This is a genomic window from Ornithinimicrobium carbonis (assembly GCF_050703245.1).
In the GTDB taxonomy this organism is placed as follows: domain Bacteria; phylum Actinomycetota; class Actinomycetes; order Actinomycetales; family Dermatophilaceae; genus Ornithinicoccus.
Genome location: NZ_CP192647.1, coordinates 1,645,093 through 1,661,410, shown reverse-complemented (window position 1 = coordinate 1,661,410; position 16,318 = coordinate 1,645,093). Strand labels below are relative to the sequence as shown.

General features: G+C 72.6%; 13 protein-coding genes and 3 pseudogenes. 6 read left to right on the top strand and 10 right to left on the bottom strand.

Translation table 11 applies throughout. The features are described from left to right. The first annotated feature begins 31 nt into the window (after positions 1–31). The 5 genes and pseudogenes from ACQ95T_RS08290 to ACQ95T_RS08270 all read left to right on the top strand — a co-directional run bounded on the left by ACQ95T_RS08290 (position 32) and on the right by ACQ95T_RS08270 (position 3,369). Positions 32–397, top strand: coding sequence for a hypothetical protein (locus ACQ95T_RS08290; protein WP_431473745.1), 366 nt, complete (start codon positions 32–34; stop codon positions 395–397). Beyond that, positions 394–1,998, top strand: coding sequence for a GMC family oxidoreductase (locus tag ACQ95T_RS08285; RefSeq protein ID WP_425940960.1), 1,605 nt, complete (start codon positions 394–396; stop codon positions 1,996–1,998). The genes ACQ95T_RS08290 and ACQ95T_RS08285 overlap by 4 nt, the downstream gene beginning before the upstream one ends. Before the next feature lie 65 nt (positions 1,999–2,063). Beyond that, on the top strand, positions 2,064–2,567 hold the full coding sequence (locus ACQ95T_RS08280; protein WP_425940958.1) for a glutathione peroxidase: 504 nt from the start codon (positions 2,064–2,066) through the stop codon (positions 2,565–2,567). A 26-nt stretch (positions 2,568–2,593) separates the two neighbouring features. Beyond that, positions 2,594–2,755: pseudogene (locus ACQ95T_RS08275) on the top strand (phage baseplate assembly protein V); the annotation flags it as partial. Continuing rightward, a complete protein-coding gene (locus ACQ95T_RS08270) occupies positions 2,710–3,369 on the top strand; it encodes a PAAR domain-containing protein (protein WP_431473807.1) in 660 nt (219 codons plus the stop codon). The pseudogene ACQ95T_RS08275 and the gene ACQ95T_RS08270, both read left to right, overlap by 46 nt. Positions 3,370–3,376: 7 nt before the next feature. Here ACQ95T_RS08270 and ACQ95T_RS08265 read toward each other — a convergent pair whose 3' ends face one another. Together ACQ95T_RS08265 and ACQ95T_RS08260 are read right to left on the bottom strand one after the other, a co-directional pair. Then, positions 3,377–3,865 (bottom strand): alpha/beta hydrolase family protein, encoded by a 489-nt coding sequence (locus ACQ95T_RS08265; protein ID WP_431473806.1) that lies wholly within the window; start codon positions 3,863–3,865, stop codon positions 3,377–3,379. A gap of 83 nt (positions 3,866–3,948) precedes the next feature. Next, positions 3,949–4,158, bottom strand: a complete 210-nt coding sequence (locus ACQ95T_RS08260; RefSeq protein WP_431473744.1) for a hypothetical protein — start codon at positions 4,156–4,158, stop codon at positions 3,949–3,951. A gap of 31 nt (positions 4,159–4,189) precedes the next feature. Here ACQ95T_RS08260 and ACQ95T_RS08255 point away from each other — a divergent pair, with 31 nt between their 5' ends. Continuing rightward, the gene (locus ACQ95T_RS08255) at positions 4,190–5,374 is read left to right on the top strand and encodes a thiolase family protein (protein ID WP_425940952.1); all 1,185 of its coding nucleotides are present in this window, start codon (positions 4,190–4,192) and stop codon (positions 5,372–5,374) included. 79 nt (positions 5,375–5,453) lie between these two features. On the opposite strand, the pseudogene ACQ95T_RS08250 reads toward ACQ95T_RS08255, so the two are convergent. The 8 genes and pseudogenes from ACQ95T_RS08250 to ACQ95T_RS08215 form a co-directional block, all read right to left on the bottom strand. Then, positions 5,454–6,543, bottom strand: a pseudogene (locus ACQ95T_RS08250) (ISL3 family transposase); the annotation flags it as partial. A 110-nt stretch (positions 6,544–6,653) separates the two neighbouring features. Beyond that, the gene (locus ACQ95T_RS08245; RefSeq protein ID WP_431473743.1) at positions 6,654–9,596 is read right to left on the bottom strand and encodes a S8 family peptidase; all 2,943 of its coding nucleotides are present in this window, start codon (positions 9,594–9,596) and stop codon (positions 6,654–6,656) included. Between the two features lie 167 nt (positions 9,597–9,763). Next, on the bottom strand, positions 9,764–10,687 hold the full coding sequence (locus tag ACQ95T_RS08240; protein WP_425940948.1) for a sodium:calcium antiporter: 924 nt from the start codon (positions 10,685–10,687) through the stop codon (positions 9,764–9,766). Between the two features lie 472 nt (positions 10,688–11,159). Then, complete coding sequence (locus tag ACQ95T_RS08235) at positions 11,160–12,695, bottom strand: acyl-CoA mutase large subunit family protein (protein WP_425940946.1); 1,536 nt, start codon at positions 12,693–12,695, stop codon at positions 11,160–11,162. Positions 12,696–12,711: 16 nt separating this feature from the next. Then, on the bottom strand, positions 12,712–12,951 hold the full coding sequence (locus tag ACQ95T_RS08230; protein ID WP_431473742.1) for an AMP-binding enzyme: 240 nt from the start codon (positions 12,949–12,951) through the stop codon (positions 12,712–12,714). 46 nt (positions 12,952–12,997) lie between these two features. Continuing rightward, complete coding sequence (locus ACQ95T_RS08225; RefSeq protein WP_431473741.1) at positions 12,998–14,248, bottom strand: AMP-binding protein; 1,251 nt, start codon at positions 14,246–14,248, stop codon at positions 12,998–13,000. Positions 14,249–14,252: 4 nt separating this feature from the next. Continuing rightward, positions 14,253–14,882 carry an acetate--CoA ligase family protein gene (locus tag ACQ95T_RS08220; RefSeq protein ID WP_431473740.1) on the bottom strand — a complete coding sequence of 210 codons (630 nt, stop codon included), beginning with the start codon at positions 14,880–14,882 and terminating at the stop codon, positions 14,253–14,255. 328 nt (positions 14,883–15,210) lie between these two features. Continuing rightward, positions 15,211–16,257: pseudogene (locus ACQ95T_RS08215) on the bottom strand (CoA-binding protein); the annotation flags it as partial. Between the last annotated feature and the right edge of the window lie 61 nt (positions 16,258–16,318).

Genomic DNA, 16,318 nt, shown 5'->3' with positions numbered 1-16,318 from the left:
GGACGGGCCCTACGAGCGCACCGCCGACGCGGTGGTCGCGGCGACGGCCGACGACCAGCGCCTGGCACGGACCCTGGGACAGGACCTGGACCAGCTGGACGTCATCGCCGGCGGTGACTTCCTCTCCGTCGACGAGCAGACAGCGACCCGGTGGCTGCGCGAGTACTCCGACGAGCCTTACTTCCGCGCCGTCCGTGGGGTCGCCGTGGTCGCCCTCTACGACGACTCAGAGGTCTGGCAGCTGCTCGGCTACGAAGGTCCCAGCGTGGACCAGGGTGGGTACGTCGACCGCGGTTTCGACGACCTGGACTGGCTGCCGGACCCCAGGATCGAGGAGTACGACGGCGAGCCCCGACCCGAGATCATCACCTCCGACACCCAGGGAGCGGACGCATGAGCCAGACCACCGAGCCACGTCCCACCCAGCACGGGAAGCAGATCGAGCACGACGACCCGGTGGTCGTCATCATCGGCTCCGGGGCCGGCGGCGGGACCATGGCCCACGAGCTGGCCACCAACGGGGTCCGGTGCGTGGTCCTGGAGGCCGGGCCCTACCTGCAGCGCGAGGACTACGTCAACGACGAGTGGGAGGCCTTCACCCAGATGGCCTGGCTCGACATGCGCACGACGTCCGGGTCCTGGCGCATCGTGCGCGACTTCCCCAACCTCCCGGCCTGGATCGTCAAGGCCGTCGGCGGCAGCACCACGCACTGGTCCGGGGCAACGCCCCGGTTCATGGCCCACGAGTTCAAGGCCCTGTCCACCTACGGTCCCGTCGAGGGGGCCAACCTGCTGGACTGGCCCATCACCCTGCAGGACCTCGAGCCGTACTACGACCGGGCCGAGAAGGCGATCGGGTCCACCCACCGGCACGGCCGCCCACCGCTGCCGGCGAACAACAACTACAAGGTCTTCGCCAACGGTGCCGAACGCGTGGGCTACAAGTACTACGCCACCGGCCCCTACGGGACCAACGCCGAGCCCTACGACGGACGACCGGCCTCCATCCAGGACGGTTTCAACTTCCAGGGGGACAAGTCAGGGGCGAAGTGGTCCACCGCCGCCCGGGAGGTCCCCCGGGCCCTGGAGACCGGCAACGTCGACCTGCGCACCCAGTGCCAGGCCGTGCGCATCACCCACGACGACACCGGCAGGGTCGACGCGGTGGAGTACCTCGACGCCGACGGTGCCCTGCACCGGCAGGCAGCCCGGGCCGTGTGCGTCGCCGGCAACTCGATCGAGACCCCGCGGCTGCTGCTCATGAGCGCCTCCTCGATGCACCCCGACGGGCTGGCCAACTCCTCCTCCGGCCAGGTCGGCCGCAACTACATGCGGCACCTGACGGGCTCGGCATACGCACGCTTCGACCAGCCGGTGCGCATGTACCGCGGCGAGACCATGGCCGGGATCATCGCCGACGAGGCCTCCTACAACCCCTCCCGGGGGTTCGTCGGCGGGTTCTACATGGAGACCCTCTCCCTGGGCCCGGCCTTCCTGGCCAGCTTCGTCGAGCCCGGCTCGTGGGGGCGGGAGTTCACCCACCTGCTCGACGCCTACGAGAACACCGCCGGGATGTGGATCGTCGGCGAGGACATGCCGCAGGCCTCCAACCGGGTCACCCTCAACGCCGACGTCAAGGACCAGCACGGGCTGCCCGCGCCCAACGTCCACTTCGACGACCACCCCAACGACGCGGCCATGCGCCGCTACGCCTACCGCGCGGCCGACGAGCTCTACCGCGCCGTCGGAGCCCAGGGCGTCCACCACACGCCCCCCTACCCCTCGACCCACAACCTGGGGACCTGCCGCATGGCCGGACGCGCCGAGGACGGGCCGCTGGACGCCTGGGGCGCGGCGCACGACGTCCCGGGACTCTTCGTCAGCGACGGCTCCGTCATGACCACCGGGGCCTCGGCCAACCCCACCCTGACCATCGTGGCCCTGGCCATGAGGCAGGCCGAGCACATCATGGACCAGCTGCGCACGGGTGACCTCTGACGGCGAGGCCCCGACCGACAGCTCCGGCGACCGGCACGCCGCCGGCATGTGCCTAGAGTGGCCGGGTGACTCTCCACGACATCCCCCTGACCACCATGGACGGCCGGCCGACAACCCTCGGCGAGCACGCCGGTCGCGTCCTGCTCGTCGTCAACGTGGCCTCCCGCTGCGGGCTGACCCCGCAGTACGCCGGCCTCGAGCGGCTGCAGGAGGAGTACGGCGAGCGCGGCCTGACCGTGGTCGGCGTCCCCTGCAACCAGTTCGGCGGTCAGGAGCCGGGCACCAACGAGGAGATCGCCCAGTTCTGCTCGGCGACCTACGGCGTGAGCTTCCCGATGATGGACAAGGTGGACGTCAACGGGGAGGACCGGCACCCGCTCTTCGACGAACTGACGCAGGTGCGCGACGGCGACGGTAAGGCCGGCGACGTCGGGTGGAACTTCGAGAAGTGGGTCGTGGACGGCGACGGTGCGCCGGTCGCCCGGTTCCGCTCCCGCACCGAGCCGACCGACCCGCAGGTCGTCGGGGCGATCGAAGCAGCGCTGGCCGGGATCGGCGTCACCCGCTGAGCCGCCGGGGACGGCAGGATGTCCCCATGACACAGCTCGAACGTGCCGAGGTCGTCGACGTCGAGGACCCGGAGGGTCGTGGGCGTCTCCAGGTCTCCTTCGCGGGGCGGGCCCGGTCCCGTCGTCAGGCCTGGGCGGAGGTGTGCCTGCCGCTCGGCGCGGACGCCGGGCGGCCGCCGGCCGTCGGCGAGACCGTGCTCGTCGGTCACGAGGGCCGTGGGACAGGCAGTCCGGTCGTCCTGGGGCGTCTCGGTCCCCCGGTCGAGACCCCGCGCGCCGAGCAGCCGACCGAGCTGCGGCTGACGCACGCCGGGCACAGCGTCGTCATCGACGAGGACGGCATCACCCTCCGCCTCGCCGACGGCTCGGCCGAGCTGGTCCTCACGACCGCGGGGGTGACGCTCCGGGCCGGTGCCACCCTGAGGCTCGAGGGGGGGAGGTGCCGCGACGACGCTGCGCTCGTCCGGCACGTGCGAGGTCACCGGATCCCTCGTCCGGATCAACTGAGGTCGGGTATGCCGCCCGCCGCCCGCATCGCGGACCCCACCACCCCCACGGTGGCGGGGTCGCGCCGCCCGGTGTCCCGACCGTGCTGGTCGGCGGAGTGCCGGCCGCCGTGCTGGGGGACCTCACGACCTGCCCCATGCAGTGGTCCCCGGGGGTCTTTCACGGCTCGTCGGTCATCACCAGCGCGAGCAGCACGGTGCTGGTCGGCGGACGACCGGCTGCTCGCGTGGGCGACAGGACCGGCTGCGGCGCGGTCCTGGTGCAGGGGTGCCCGACCGTGCTGATCGGCGGGTGAGCGGCGGTCAGGGGCGGACGAGGTCGTCGCCCGGGGCAGGAGCGCCTGAGCACCGGCTCACCCAGTCGACGACCCCTGGCCAGTGGGGCGCGTCCGGGCGGATCAGACCCAGGTGGTCCAGGCCCGGCACCACCGTCAGCCCGACATCGTCACCGAGCTCCCTGGCCCGACGCAGGTAGGCCTCGCTGTGCGAGAGCGGCACCCTGGTGTCCGCGTCCCCGTGCACCAGGAGGGTCGGTCGTCCCACCGGCAGCTGGTGCAGCGGCGACCCCTCGGCATACGCCTCGGGCCGTTCCTGCGGAGGCTCCGGTATGACGCCGCGCACCGCGTCCTCCCCCAGCCTCTCCTCGCGGGTGCGGGCAAGGTCGGTCACCGGGGCGAGCGCCACCACCGCGTCGACCTGCCCTGCGGTGAGGAGCGCCAGCTGGCCGCCGACGGAGTGCCCTACGCTCACGACCGGCAGGTGAAACCGAGACCCTCGGAGGTGGTCGCGCACGGCCCCCAGCGCGGCCGTGGCGTCGACGAGCGACGTCGGCCATGCGCCGGACCTCTCCTCGCCGGCGGGCGGCTGAGGGTCCTTCACGCCGAGCCGGCGGTACTCGACGTTGGCGACCCACCAGCCGCGGTCCAGGAGAGGTCCTGCGCCAGCGGGTCCATGAGCGCCTTGGTGAACCGCGCCCTCCAGTAGCCGCCGTGCAGCAGGACCGCCGCACCCGCAGGGACCCCGAGCGGCTCCAGCACCTCGACCACCTGGTCCGGTGACCCGCCGTACCTGAGCGTCGTCGTCATGCCCCCATCCTGCACCGGGCATCATGGGCACATGGCCGGTCACGAAGTGTTTCTGCTCGACGCTGTGCGCACGCCGTTCGGCAAGCTGCGGGGCGGGCTGTCGCACGTGCGCACCGACGACCTCGCGGCCGCACCGCTGCGGAGCCTGATGGCCCGCCACCCGGGCCTCGACCCTGCCCGCGTCGAGGACGTGTACTACGGCAACACCAACGGGGCGGGCGAGGAGAACCGCAACGTCGCCCGCATGGCCGCGCTCCTCGCCGGGCTGCCCGTCACGGTTCCGGGCGTCACCGTCAACCGGCTCTGCGGTTCCGGCTCGGAGGCCCTGGTCCAGGCCGGCCGTGCCGTCGCGGTCGGTGACGCCGACCTGGTGGTCGCCGGCGGTGTCGAGGGGATGAGCCGGGCGCCTTACGTGCTGCCCAAGCCCGACGAGGCGCTGCCACGACGCATGGAGCTGCACCAGACGACCGTCGGGTGGCGGATGGTCAACCCCGCCTTCCCTGCGGACTGGACGACGTCCTTGGGCGCTTCCGCCGAGCTGGTGGCGGGGGACCGCGACATCGGGCGCGAACAGATGGACGACTATGCGGTGCGCTCGCACCGTCTCGTGCACGCCGCCTACGAGGCCGGGCTGCACGAGGGGTTCGTGGTGCCGTTCGAGGGTGTCGAGCGGGACGAGTCGCTCCGACCTGAGGCCTCGATGGAGTCCCTCGGGGCGCTGCGCCCGGCGTTCACCGAGAACGGAAGCGTCACGGCCGGCAACTCCTCACCCGTGAACGACGGAGCGCTGGCCGCGCTGGTCGGCACCGCGCGGGCGGCGGACGAGCTGGGGGTGCACCCACTGGCGCGGATCGTGGGCTCGCGCACGGTCGGTGTGTCACCAGAGCTCTTCGCCGTGGCTCCGGTGCCGGCGATCCAGCAGCTGCTGGAGCGGACCGGGCACCGCGCGGACGACGTCGACCTGTGGGAGATCAACGAAGCGTTCGCCGCCGTGGTGCTGTCGGTGCTGCACGAGCTGCCGGAGATCGACCCGGACAGGGTCAACGTCAACGGAGGTGCGATCGCCATCGGGCACCCGCTCGGCGCGAGCGCCCCCCGCGTGGTGGTGGACCTGGCCCGCGAGCTGCGGCGCCGCGGCGGCGGGCTCGGCGTGGCCGCGGCCTGCATCGGCGTGGGTCAGGGCACCGCGGTTCTGGTCGAGGTGCCACGCACCTGACCCGGGTCACCCCCCCGAGCCAAGGACGCCGCCCCCCCCGTCGCTCGGGATTCGCGGCACTTCGTCTTTGAGGGTGGGGTCATAGGTTCAGCCCTCCGCCGATGAGGAGCATGCGCAGGCGGTAGTTCTCGAAGTTGGTCAGGCCTCGTGCGATGCGGCGGTGGAGCTCGATGAGGCCGTTGGTGGCCTCGGTGCCGCCGTTGGTGGCGCCGGTGTCGAAGTAGGCCAGGAACGCCTCTTTCCACTTGCGCAGGGTCCGGCCCAGGCGGGCTACCTCGGGGATCGGGCAGGAGGGGAACGAGGCGACGATGCGCTCGGCGATCTTGCGACCCTCGGCCTTGTCCCATGCTTGTAGGCGGCGCGCAGCTGCTGGGCGCACTGCCAGGTCAGGTCGACCTTCTCGTGTTCGGCGTGCGCGGCGAAGGCCCGTTCGATGCGCCCGCGCTGCTTGTCGGTGAGGTTCTCGGAGCCGGCGCGCAGGACGTTCTGGATCCCGTACAGCGGGTCGCCCTTGCGACCACGGTGCCCGGTGGTGTCCTGCTGCACCCGCCGCCTCATCTCGTCCACACACTTGGTGCCCAGCGCGACGACATGGAAGGCGTCCAGGACCGCCGTGGCGTCGGCCAGCTCATCGCCGATGGCGCTCTTGTACCCCTGGAACGGGTCGAGGGTGGCCACGTCCACACCCGCGGTGAACTCCTCCCCGCGTGCCTCCAGCCAGTCGGCGTACGCGGCCCGGGTACGACCCTGGACCGGTCCAGCAGACGGGCACTGACCTCCCCGTTCTCATCGACGGTCAGGTCGACCATGCCGGTCAGCTCCTTGGGTCCTCGGCCGCCGTCCTCGGGCGCCCAGGTGGAGACGTGGTGCCACACGTGCTCGTCCACCCCGGGGGCGGTGACGCCGGCGAAGCGGGACTCCTCAGCGGCGGCTGCGGTCAAGATCGGCTTGATCGCGGCCCACACCGTGCGCCACCGCACCCCGAGCTGGCGGGCCACGCCCTGCACCGAGGCGTGCTCGCGCCGGATCTGCGCGATCGTCCACCGCGCGGCACGGGTGGTGAGCAGCCCACGAGGGCGGGCCAGGTCCAGTTCCTGTTCGGTGAACGTGACCTTCTCGCAGGCGTCCTCGCGGCACCGGTAGCGGCGCTTGTGCCACAGCAGCACGACCGGGGTGGGGGTTCGTCCGGCGAGTCGCCGAAACTCGGTAAGCAGGGACTGAGCACGAGGAGGGGCCCCGGTCGCTCGACCGGAGCCCCTCCCGCTGCTGTGACGACCGGCTACCGGTTGTCGATGTCGACCACCGTCAGCTCCATGACGCCGTCGCCGTCGTTGTGCGAGACGGCGCCGAGGTGCCACTGATCCGCGGTCGCCCCGGTCCACGACGCGGTGACGGTCTCCGTGGCGCCGACGCTGGCCGCCGCCGGCCCGTCGACGGTGAGGCTGCCGTCGTCTGCCGACGGGTCGGCCTGCAGGACCCACAGGTAGCTCGTGACCGACGTCGTCGGGTCCACGGTCTGCCACCCGTGGATGTAGACGCTGTAGGTGTCGTCGGCGGGCAGGACCAGGTCGATCTGCTCGTCGGTGCCACCGTTGGTGCTGGAGGCGACCAGGTTGCCGGCCGAGTCGTGCACGAACAGGTCGATGTCGACATCAGGGTCCGTGACGCCGTCCGGCGGGATCACCACCCGCAGCAGGGCGGCGTCCGTCGTCGTCACCTCGTGGGCCACGGCGCCGTTGCCCACGTCGCCCGGGTCGAACGTCTGGTCCGGGTCCTGGGCGACGTCGTCCACCCACACGGTGGCGGGAGTCAGGCCGTGGTCGCCGGCGGTGTACTCGCCGTCATAGCCGAACGTGACGTCGAAGCTGACGGACCCGGCCTCACCGGAACCGGTCACCTCGTCCGGGACGCTCAGCAACGAGGCGCGTGCGGCGATGGGGCTGGTCGCGTCGTAGCTGCCGCTGCTCCAGGTCAGCGATCCGAAGCGCCAGTCCCCGATCTCGGCGTCCAGGGTGTTCAGCGTGACCGTGTAGGAGGCGGACTCGCCCGGGCCGAGCTCCAGCGTCGTCGGCGAGACGACGGCCTCGAACCCTTCCGGGGCGTCCACCGACACGGTGTAGGTCTGTGCCGTGTCGGACACGCTCGTGACCGTGCGGGTCACCGTCTTCGTGCCGGGCACGTCCGAGACGCCGATGGAGGGGACGTTGAGGTCCTCCGACTCCATCGGAACACCCCGGCCCTCGACGAACGCGCAGCTGCCCGCCGTGAAGGTCCCGGGGGCGGCGTCGCACAGGAACCCGACGTACTCGAACAGCCCCGCGTCGTAGACCAGGCCGGGGTCGAAGGACGAGCCGGTCTCCGTGGGCGAGCCCGGGGCGACGTGACCGGCGCCCATCTCGAAGGGTGTGGCCGGGGTCAGGCGGTCGTTGCTGCGCACGTCCTGGCTGGCCGTGGTCATCAGCGCCGACTTGGCCGCGGCGGCCGACCAGTCCGGGTGCTCCTGCTTGAGCAGCGCGAACAGCCCCGCGACGTGCGGGCTCGACATCGAGGTGCCGGCGATCGACTGGAAGTCGTTGCCGCCCGGGTCCGCGTAGGGGCTCGCACCGGCGAGGATCTGCAGCCCCGGTGCGGTGACGTCCGGCTTGATCAGGTCGAGGGCGACCGTGTCCGGCCCGCGTGAGGAGAACGACGTCATGGACGGGGCGCCCTCGAAGACGCCGGCTGTCGCGGTGTCGACCAGGGCGGCCGTGGCCTTGCGCAGCGGCTTGCCGGCGATGTAGGCCTTGATCGCCAGACCCGGGGTGTTGTCCACGTGCACCGTGGGGACGTGGTGGTTGTCCGTCATGCGGTCGCCGGCGTCGTCGTTCTCGTACATGATCATCCCCGCGCCACCGGCCTGCTGCACCGCCAGGCTCTTGTCGGTCCGGGCGATCACACCCCGGCGGCACAGCACGATGGCGTCCCGCACGACCCCGGGCTTGAGGGTCCCCGGCAGGCACAGGTCGGCGTCGGGCGCGGTCGGCCTTCCCTTGTAGGCGAAGGCGGCGTCCACGAGCGGGGTCTGGTCGGGCACGTCGTCCGTCAGCGATGCGCCGACATAGCTCTCGCCGTTGCCGAGCTCGATCGTGCCCTGCCAGAACCGCGACTGGGTGCTGGCGCCGACCGTCGTGATCCACGGCACGCTCCCGGGCCCACCGATGGTCCCGGCCCCCGGACCCGAGTTGCCGCCTGAGGTGGCGGCGAAGACGCCCGCGTCCGCCGCGAAGAGGAACGCGAGGTCGTCCGCGCCGTTGAGAGAGGCTCCGCCGCCGATCGAGTAGTTGATCACGTCGACGCCGTCGGTCACGGCCTGGTCGATCGAGGCGGCCAGGTCCGAGGAGAACCCGCCGAGCGTCCCGAGCCCCTTGTAGGCAATGACGTGGGCGCCCGGCGCGATGCCGGAGACCTCGCCGAGGTCCTGGCCCTCGATGGTGGCGGGCACCCCGGCATTGCCCGCCGCCGTGGAGGCGGTGTGGGTGCCGTGCCCGTTGTCGTCGCGCGCCGAGTCGAACTCGAAGGGCTCGGCGCCGACGACGGACCGGTAGGTCTCGAGCATCTGCCGTGCGCCGAGCAGCTTGTTGTTGCAGTCGAAGGGGGCGTCGGCCGCGTTGTGCTCGGAGTTGCCGAACTCGCACGGGAGGTCCTCGGGCACGTCCTCCGGGGCGGCCGGGTAGCTGCCGTCGTCGGCGAAGCTCAGGTGCTCGGGCCAGATGCCGGTGTCGATCACACCGACCACGACGCCCTCGCCGGTCAGGCCGTTGGCCCACGCGCCACCGGCGCCCGTCAGACCGAGAAACTCGGGGCTGGAGTCGGTGGTGGCCTCCCGCCACACGTCTGGCAGGACCAGCCTCACGTCCTCACGCGCGGCCAGCGCCGTCGCCTGCTTGTGGGACATCTGCGCCGAGAACCCGTTGAGGGCAACGGTGTAGTCGTTGAGGATGCGCACGTCCGCCGCATCGGCCGCGCGCGCATGCTCTGCCCGCATCTCGCGGCCCTTCGCCCGTCCGGACGGCGTGTCGATCCGGTCGCGGCCGACGGTGACCACCAACGGATCCTCCTCCATCAGGACCACGTAGCTGCCGGTCTCGCTCTTCTCCACGACCCGGCCGTCGAAGGTGAGCTCCGCGTCGTCAGGTGCGGCGGAGGCGATGGAGGCCAGCCCCATCGACATCCCGATGCTCATCGCCCCGACCACTGCCCAGGTCCTGCGCCCTCTGTGCCCCATGCTCGTTCTCCTTGTCCCCGGTAGCGCCGTCGCAGCCGAGACGTGCGCGCGGCACCGGCGACATCGGCGTCACCCTGCCTTGCGTGAGCGCACCCGCAGGACGCTAGCGCTCGCTTTCCCCCGGGTCAATGGTCCTGCAGCGCCTCCCGCCGGCCGCGCCGGACCCCGGCCTCGAAGACCACCGTGCTGACGAGAGTGACGAGCACGAGCGGCAGGACGAAGACCACCATCAACAGGGTGAACCCCTCGAGGGCGTCGTGGTTGATCGCCTGGAGCACGACATACCCGACGTAGGCGCCGTAGAGCAGGACGAACAGCCCGCCCTCCCACCGGGCGACGCAGAAGCCGGTCAGGACCACCGGCAACAGGGCCACGCTCGCCGCCAGCATGAGCGGGATGTCGAGGGCGACCGCGGCCGGGGCGACGGGCAGGCCGCCGGAGGAGATCACCGCCGGAAGGCCGAGCACCAGCCCGAGGTTGGCGATGCAGCTGCCCAACGACGAGCAGGGCGACGTCCGCGACGACGAGGAGCAGCGAGACGACGAGCCGGGCGGGTGGCTTGCCGGCCTCGGTCTCGTCCGGGGCCTGCGCGGCGGCCTTCCGACGCCGCGGACCACCACGGTCAGCACCGTGTGCACGACCATCGCCACGAGCAGCAGCACGCCCTCCCCGGTGGAGAGCCGGCCGTCCAGGGCGAGGACGAGCAGCAGCACCGGCAGCCCCACGAGGAACGGCACGTCGAAGCGCACCAGCTGTTCGCGCACACTCAGCGGCAGCACGAGCGCCGAGATGCCCAGGATCAGCAGCACATTGGCGGCGTTGGAGCCCACGACGTTGCCGACGGCGAGGTCGGACTGCCCGTCGAGCTCGGCGCCGACGCTCACCGCCAGCTCCGGCGAGGACGTCGCGACCGACACCACCGTGAGGCCCACCACCAGCGGGCTGAGTCCCACCCGCACGGCGAGCGACGACGCGCCCCGGACGAGCAGCTCACCACCGGCGACCAGGAGGACGAGCCCGAGGAGGATGCGGCCGGCGTCGCGGTCCACGCGCACGCACACTAGGGGCGAAGGGCCCCACGTCCTGCGGAGCGGCCCACCAGCCACCGGCCCGCCTACGGCCGCACGAGCCCCGACCGGTAGGCGAGCGCCACGTGAAGCACGGCGCGTCGACCAACCGAACCGTCCGCCGGCCCAGCGACTCGGCCACCACTCCGCAGGCCGGGCACCCGACCGGCCCTGGTGTCGACTCCACCGTGACGGTGAGCAGGTCCGGGCCGCGGTCGACCGCCAGCACATGCAGGCCCTCCAGCCCCAGGAGCAGGTCGCAATTGTGGCAGTACGCGCCGCCGGCGCCCAGGGCACGGCAGCACGACGTAGGGTGATTCACGTCGAGGTCCTTGGAGATCAGGAGAGGTCAGAGTCCTCTGATCATCGGGGACCTCGACCCCGTCCCCGCCTCACCCAGCCCGTCGGCGCGCCGCGCTCACCCCACCCTCGAAGACGAAGAGCCGGATTCGCCTCAGAAGTCGGCGCTGGGTCGCCAGCTGCCGAACTCCTCCCTCAGGACCGCGACCACCTCGCCGATCGTCGCGTAGGCCCTCACCGCCTCGATCGTGGCCGGCATCACCGACCGGCCGGCCCGCACGTCCTCCCCCAGGCGGGTGAGGGCCGCGTCGACGGCGGCCTGGTCGCGGCTCTGGCGCAGCCGGCGCACCGACTCCGCCTGCGCCTGCTCGGTGCCGGGGTCGATCGTGAACACCTCGAGCGGCTCGGTCCTGGCGGGGAACGTGTTGACCCCGACCACGGTCCGTTCCCCGGACTCGACCGACCGGGCCAGCCGGTAGGCCGCCTCCGACAGGTCCCGCGCGAACCGGCCCGACCCGATGGCCTCCAGCGCGCCGCCACGCTCCTCGACGTCCTCCATCAGCGCCCAGATCGAGGTCTCGAGCTCGTCCGTCAGCGTCTCGACGGCGTACGAGCCGGCGAAGGGGTCGAGGGTGGTGGTGAGGCCGGTCTCGTGGGCGACCACCTGCTGGGTGCGCAGCGCGAGGGTCGCGGCCGCCTCGGTCGGGACGCCCAGCGCCTCGTCGTAGGCGGACACGTGCAGCGTCTGCACCCCGGCCAGCGCCGCGATCGTCGCCTCCACCGAGGTCCGGACCACGTTGTTCATCGGCTGCTGGGCGGTCAGCGTCGAACCGGCGGTGAACGCGAAGATGCGCAGCTGCTCCGAGCGCGGGTCCGTGGTCCCGTAGCGCTCGCGCATGAGGCGCGCCCAGACCCGTCGGGCCGCCCGGAACTTCGCGACCTCGGGCAGGACGTCGGTCGTGATCGCCAGGAAGGTGAACAGCGTCGGTGCCACCTGGTCCACGTCGATCCCTCGGCGCACGCACTCGTCCAGGTAGGCACGGGCGTTGGCGAACGTGAACGCGATCTCCTGCGTCGCCGACGACCCGGACTCGCGGATGTGGTAGCCGCTCATCGCCAGCGGCACCCAGCTCGGCGCCTCGCGCGCGACGTACTCGATGCAGTCGACCGACAGCCGCAGCGAGGCCTCCGGCGGGAAGATCTGGGTGCCGCGGGCGATGAACTCCTTGAGCACGTCGTTCTGGATGAACATGCCGAACCGGTCCGGGTGCACCCCGCGCTTCTCAGCGAGCGCGACGAACAGCGCGGCCCACAGGTAGCCGATGGAGTTGGCGGTGGTGCGGACCTGGGACAGCTCCTCCAGCGGTATGCGGTCCATCAGCACCTCGATGTCGGCGAGGCTGTCGATGGCCACGCCGACCCGACCCACCTCGCCGGCCGCGCGCGGGTCGTCGGAGTCGATGCCCATCTGGCTCGGCAGGTCCATCGCCACGGAGAAGCCGGTGACGCCCGCGTCCAGCAGCGCGCGGAAGCGGGCGTTGGACTCCTTGGCGGTCCCGAAGCCGGCGTACTGGCCCATGATCCAGACCTTGGGCTCGGCGCTGACCCCCCGCGTGTAGGGGTACTCGCCCGGGTGCTCCGCGCCCTCCGGCGCGTAGTCGACCCGGAGCTGCGGATCCTCCCAGCTCACGGCATACCTCCTGGGCTCACGAGCCCTCCTCCAGCTGCGCGCGCAGCTGCTTCTTGGCGATCTTGCCGGTGGAGTTGAGGGGGAACTCCTCCACGACGCGGACCTCCTTGGGCTTCTTGTACGACGCCAGGCGGCTCGCGCAGTGCTCGCGCACCTGGTCCTCGGTCACGCGGGTCCCGGCGCGCGGGGTCACGAAGGCGACGACCCGCTGTCCCCAGTCGGGGTCGGTGACCCCGAGCACCGCGACCTGGGCCACGTCCGGCAGCTCGGCGACGACCTCCTCGACCTCGCGCGGGTAGAGTTTAGTAGCCGCCGCTGATGATCATGTCGCCCTTGCGGTCGATCAGCCAGAGGTGGCCCTCCTCGTCGAGACGACCCAGGTCGCCTGTGTGCAGCCAGCCGTCGACGACGGCCTTGGACAGGTCGCTGCGCTGCGCGGCGTTGTAGTAGCCGGCCATGACGTGGTCGCCGCGGGTGATGACCTCACCGACCTCACCGGGCGCGAGGCGACGGCCGTCCTCGTCGACGACGGCGAGCTCGACGCCGAGCGCCGGGCGGCCGGCGCTGGTGAGCAGCTCCGGCTCCCCGCCCAGGCCGCGCGCGTGGTCCGCGGCGTCCAGGACGGTGACCGGCGGGATCGCCTCGACCAGGCCGTAGTACTGCACCAGGTGGGGCGTGAGCTGGTCGTGCGCCCGGCGCATCTGCTCGGGCGGCATGGGGGCGCCCGCGTAGCCCAGCATCTTCAGCCCGGCGAGCTCCTCCCGGGTGGCGCCGTGCGACATCAGGCGCGCGACCATCGTCGGCACGAGCGCGGAGTGGGTGGCGCCCCGCTCGACGACCGCCTCGACGAAGGTCTGCGGGTCCCACGTCGGCAGCACGATCTGCCGCGCGCCGGCGACGAGGAAGGGCAGCACGAACAGGCCGCTGGTGTGCGTGACCGGGCCGGCGTGGACGTAGCAGTCGTCGGGGCCGGGCGGGCCGTCGAGGACGTCCTGGGTCATGTTCACGATCGAGGCGAACCAGTTGCGGTGCGTGCGCTGCGCGCCCTTGGGGTGACCGGTCGTGCCCGAGGAGTAGTGCAGGCCGCACAGGTCGTCGGGTGCGCGGACCGGCAGCGTCCCGGCGGTGGCGTCGCTCGCCAGAGCTTCGAGGGAGGTCTCGGGGCCGTCGCCGACCACGACCACGTGCGGCACCTGCTCCCGCACCGGCGCGATGTCGTCGGCGAACCGCTCCGCGTACACCAGTCCCCGCGCGCCGGAGTCGGCGGCGATCCGCTGCCAGTCGCTCGGGTGCAGCCGGTAGTTGAGGGCGACCCGCACCAGCCCGGCGGCGCGGATCGCCAGGTCGGTCTCGACGTAGGTGGTGCTGTTGCTCTGCAGGTCCAGGACGCGGTCGCCGGGCTCGAGCCCGAGCGCGAGAAGGCCGCCGGCGACACGGCTGACGCGGTCGGCGAGCTCGGCGAACGTCCGCCTCTGGGAGGCGTCGGTGCCCTCGATCGCGACCCGGTCGCCGAAGCGGTGGCCGGCCCGGGTGACCAGCGTGCCGATGTCCATGGCGTCAGTCTCCTGCTTCCTGGGGTATGGCGAGGGCCGCGTCGAGGATGCGTGCTCCCCGGCCCTGGGCCAGCACCGTCACCGGGTTGAGGTCGAGCTCGGCGCCGGGCGGGAGGGCTGCAGCGACGTCGGCAACGGCCAGGACGGTGTCGACGAGCGCGGCCCGGTCGGCGGGGCCCTGACCGCGGACGCCGTCGAGCAGGCGGGCCAGCCGGGTCTCGTCGAGCATCTCCTCCACGTCCTGGCGGTCGACGGGCAGCAGCCGCAGGGCGACGTCAGCTACCAGCTCGGTGAGGATCCCGCCGACGCCGACCGTGAGCACCCGTCCGAGCGGGCTGTCGGTGGTGCCGACGAGCGCCTCGACGCCGCCGGGCACCATCTCCTCGACGAGGACGGAGCCACCCATCGCGGCGAGGCGGTCGAAGACGTCCGGGGCAGCCTCCGCGGTGACGGCCAGGACCACGCCGCCGGCGTCGGACTTGTGGAGCAGGCCGGGGACGACGGCCTTGAGGACCGCGAGCCCGCCTGCCTCCTCGACCGCGGCGACGGCGTCGGCGCGGTCGAGGGCGATCCGCCCGACCGGCACCGGCAGGCCGTGCCGGGCGAGGGCCTGCTTGAGCGCGTCCTCGCCCATGTCCCAGGACAGCTCCAGGTCGACCGGGGACGAGGTCGGCCGGTCCCGGTGCTCCGACGCAGCCATCCGGCCGAGGGCGGCGAGCGCCCGGACACCGCGCTCGGGGGTGGGGTATGCCGGGAGGGCCGGCGGCGCGCATGGCGGCGCCGGCGTCGGGGGCCAGGTGGTCGGCACCGGTGCGCACGACGACGACGGGGACGTCGCGGGTTTCCCGGACCCGCGCGAGGGCCGCGACGACGTCGTCGACGTCCTTGCCGGTGAGGACGCAGAAGCAGGCGACGATCGCGTCCACGTTCCCGTCCTCGGCGATCACGCTCAGCGCCCTGTCAAAGAGGGCCGGGTCGCTCATCACCGAGGCCGTGACGTCGACCGGGTTGGCCGTCGAGCCGAAGGCCGGCACGATCTCCTCCAGCGCGGCCAGCGTCGGCTCCGACAGGGCCGCCAGCTCCAGGCCCCTCCCCGCGGCCTCGATCGCGTCGGCCGCCAGGATCCCGGACCCGCCGGAGGTCGTCACGACCGCGACGCGGCGCACCTGCCGTCCCCGCACCGACGGGACCAGGCCCATGACGTCACCGACGTCCAGCAGCTCCTCGATGTCGTCGACCCGCACGACCCCCGCCTGCCGCAGCGCCGCGTCGACGACCCTGTCCCCGGTCGCGAGCGCTCCCGTGTGCGAGGCGGCCGCCCGGGCTCCGGACTCCGACCGGCCGGCCTTCAGCACCGCGACGGGCACGCCGGAGGCGACCACCTGCGCCAGCGCACCGACGTCGGTGAGCGACTCGGCATACCCCAGGATCCCGGTGCACCCGGGCTCCCGGGCGATCTCGGCCATGACCTCGGCCGCACCGATGTCGGCCTCGTTGCCGGTGTTGACCACCCAGCCGAGACCGAGCCCGCGCTGGAACGCGAGCGAGACCGCGCCATACCCCAGGGCACCGCTCTGGCTGACGAAGCCGAGGCCGCCCGGAACCAGCTCGGTCGACTCCCCCGAGAACAGCGGGCTGAAGGAACTGACCTGCCCGCTGCCCGTGCCGACGGTGCCGATGCAGTTGGGCCCCAGGACCCGGACGCCCAGCTCCCGGGCCACCCCGACGAGCTCGTCCTGCAGCGCGGCGCCCGTCTCCCCGGTCTCGGCGAAGCCGCTGGAGCAGACGATGACGACGGGCACACCGGCCGCGGCGCAGTCGCGCACCCCCCCGACCACCTTGTCCGCCGCGACCATCAGCATGGCCAGGTCGACCGGCCCGTGCCGGCCCGCGTCGACGACGGAGGCGTACGACGGCAGGCCGCAGACGGGTGCGCCGTCGGGCCGGACCGGGTAGACACCGCCGGCATAGCCGTAGCGCCGGAGGAACTCGACCGGCAGGCGGCCCACCGCGCCGGGGCGGTCGCTCGCCCCGACGACCGCGACGCCGCGGGCCTCCCAGAGGGGGCGC

Bases quoted from the DNA above. Each gene is read 5' to 3' on its own strand.
- ACQ95T_RS08225 (WP_431473741.1), bottom strand. From the start codon at position 14,248: ATGGACATCGGCACGCTGGTCACCCGGGCCGGCCACCGCTTCGGCGAC.
- ACQ95T_RS08220 (WP_431473740.1), bottom strand. From the start codon at position 14,882: ATGGGCGAGGACGCGCTCAAGCAGGCCCTCGCCCGGCACGGCCTGCCG.
- ACQ95T_RS08285 (WP_425940960.1), top strand. From the start codon at position 394: ATGAGCCAGACCACCGAGCCACGTCCCACCCAGCACGGGAAGCAGATC.
- ACQ95T_RS08245 (WP_431473743.1), bottom strand. From the start codon at position 9,596: ATGAGCATCGGGATGTCGATGGGGCTGGCCTCCATCGCCTCCGCCGCA.
- ACQ95T_RS08255 (WP_425940952.1), top strand. From the start codon at position 4,190: ATGGCCGGTCACGAAGTGTTTCTGCTCGACGCTGTGCGCACGCCGTTC.
- ACQ95T_RS08260 (WP_431473744.1), bottom strand. From the start codon at position 4,158: ATGACGACGACGCTCAGGTACGGCGGGTCACCGGACCAGGTGGTCGAG.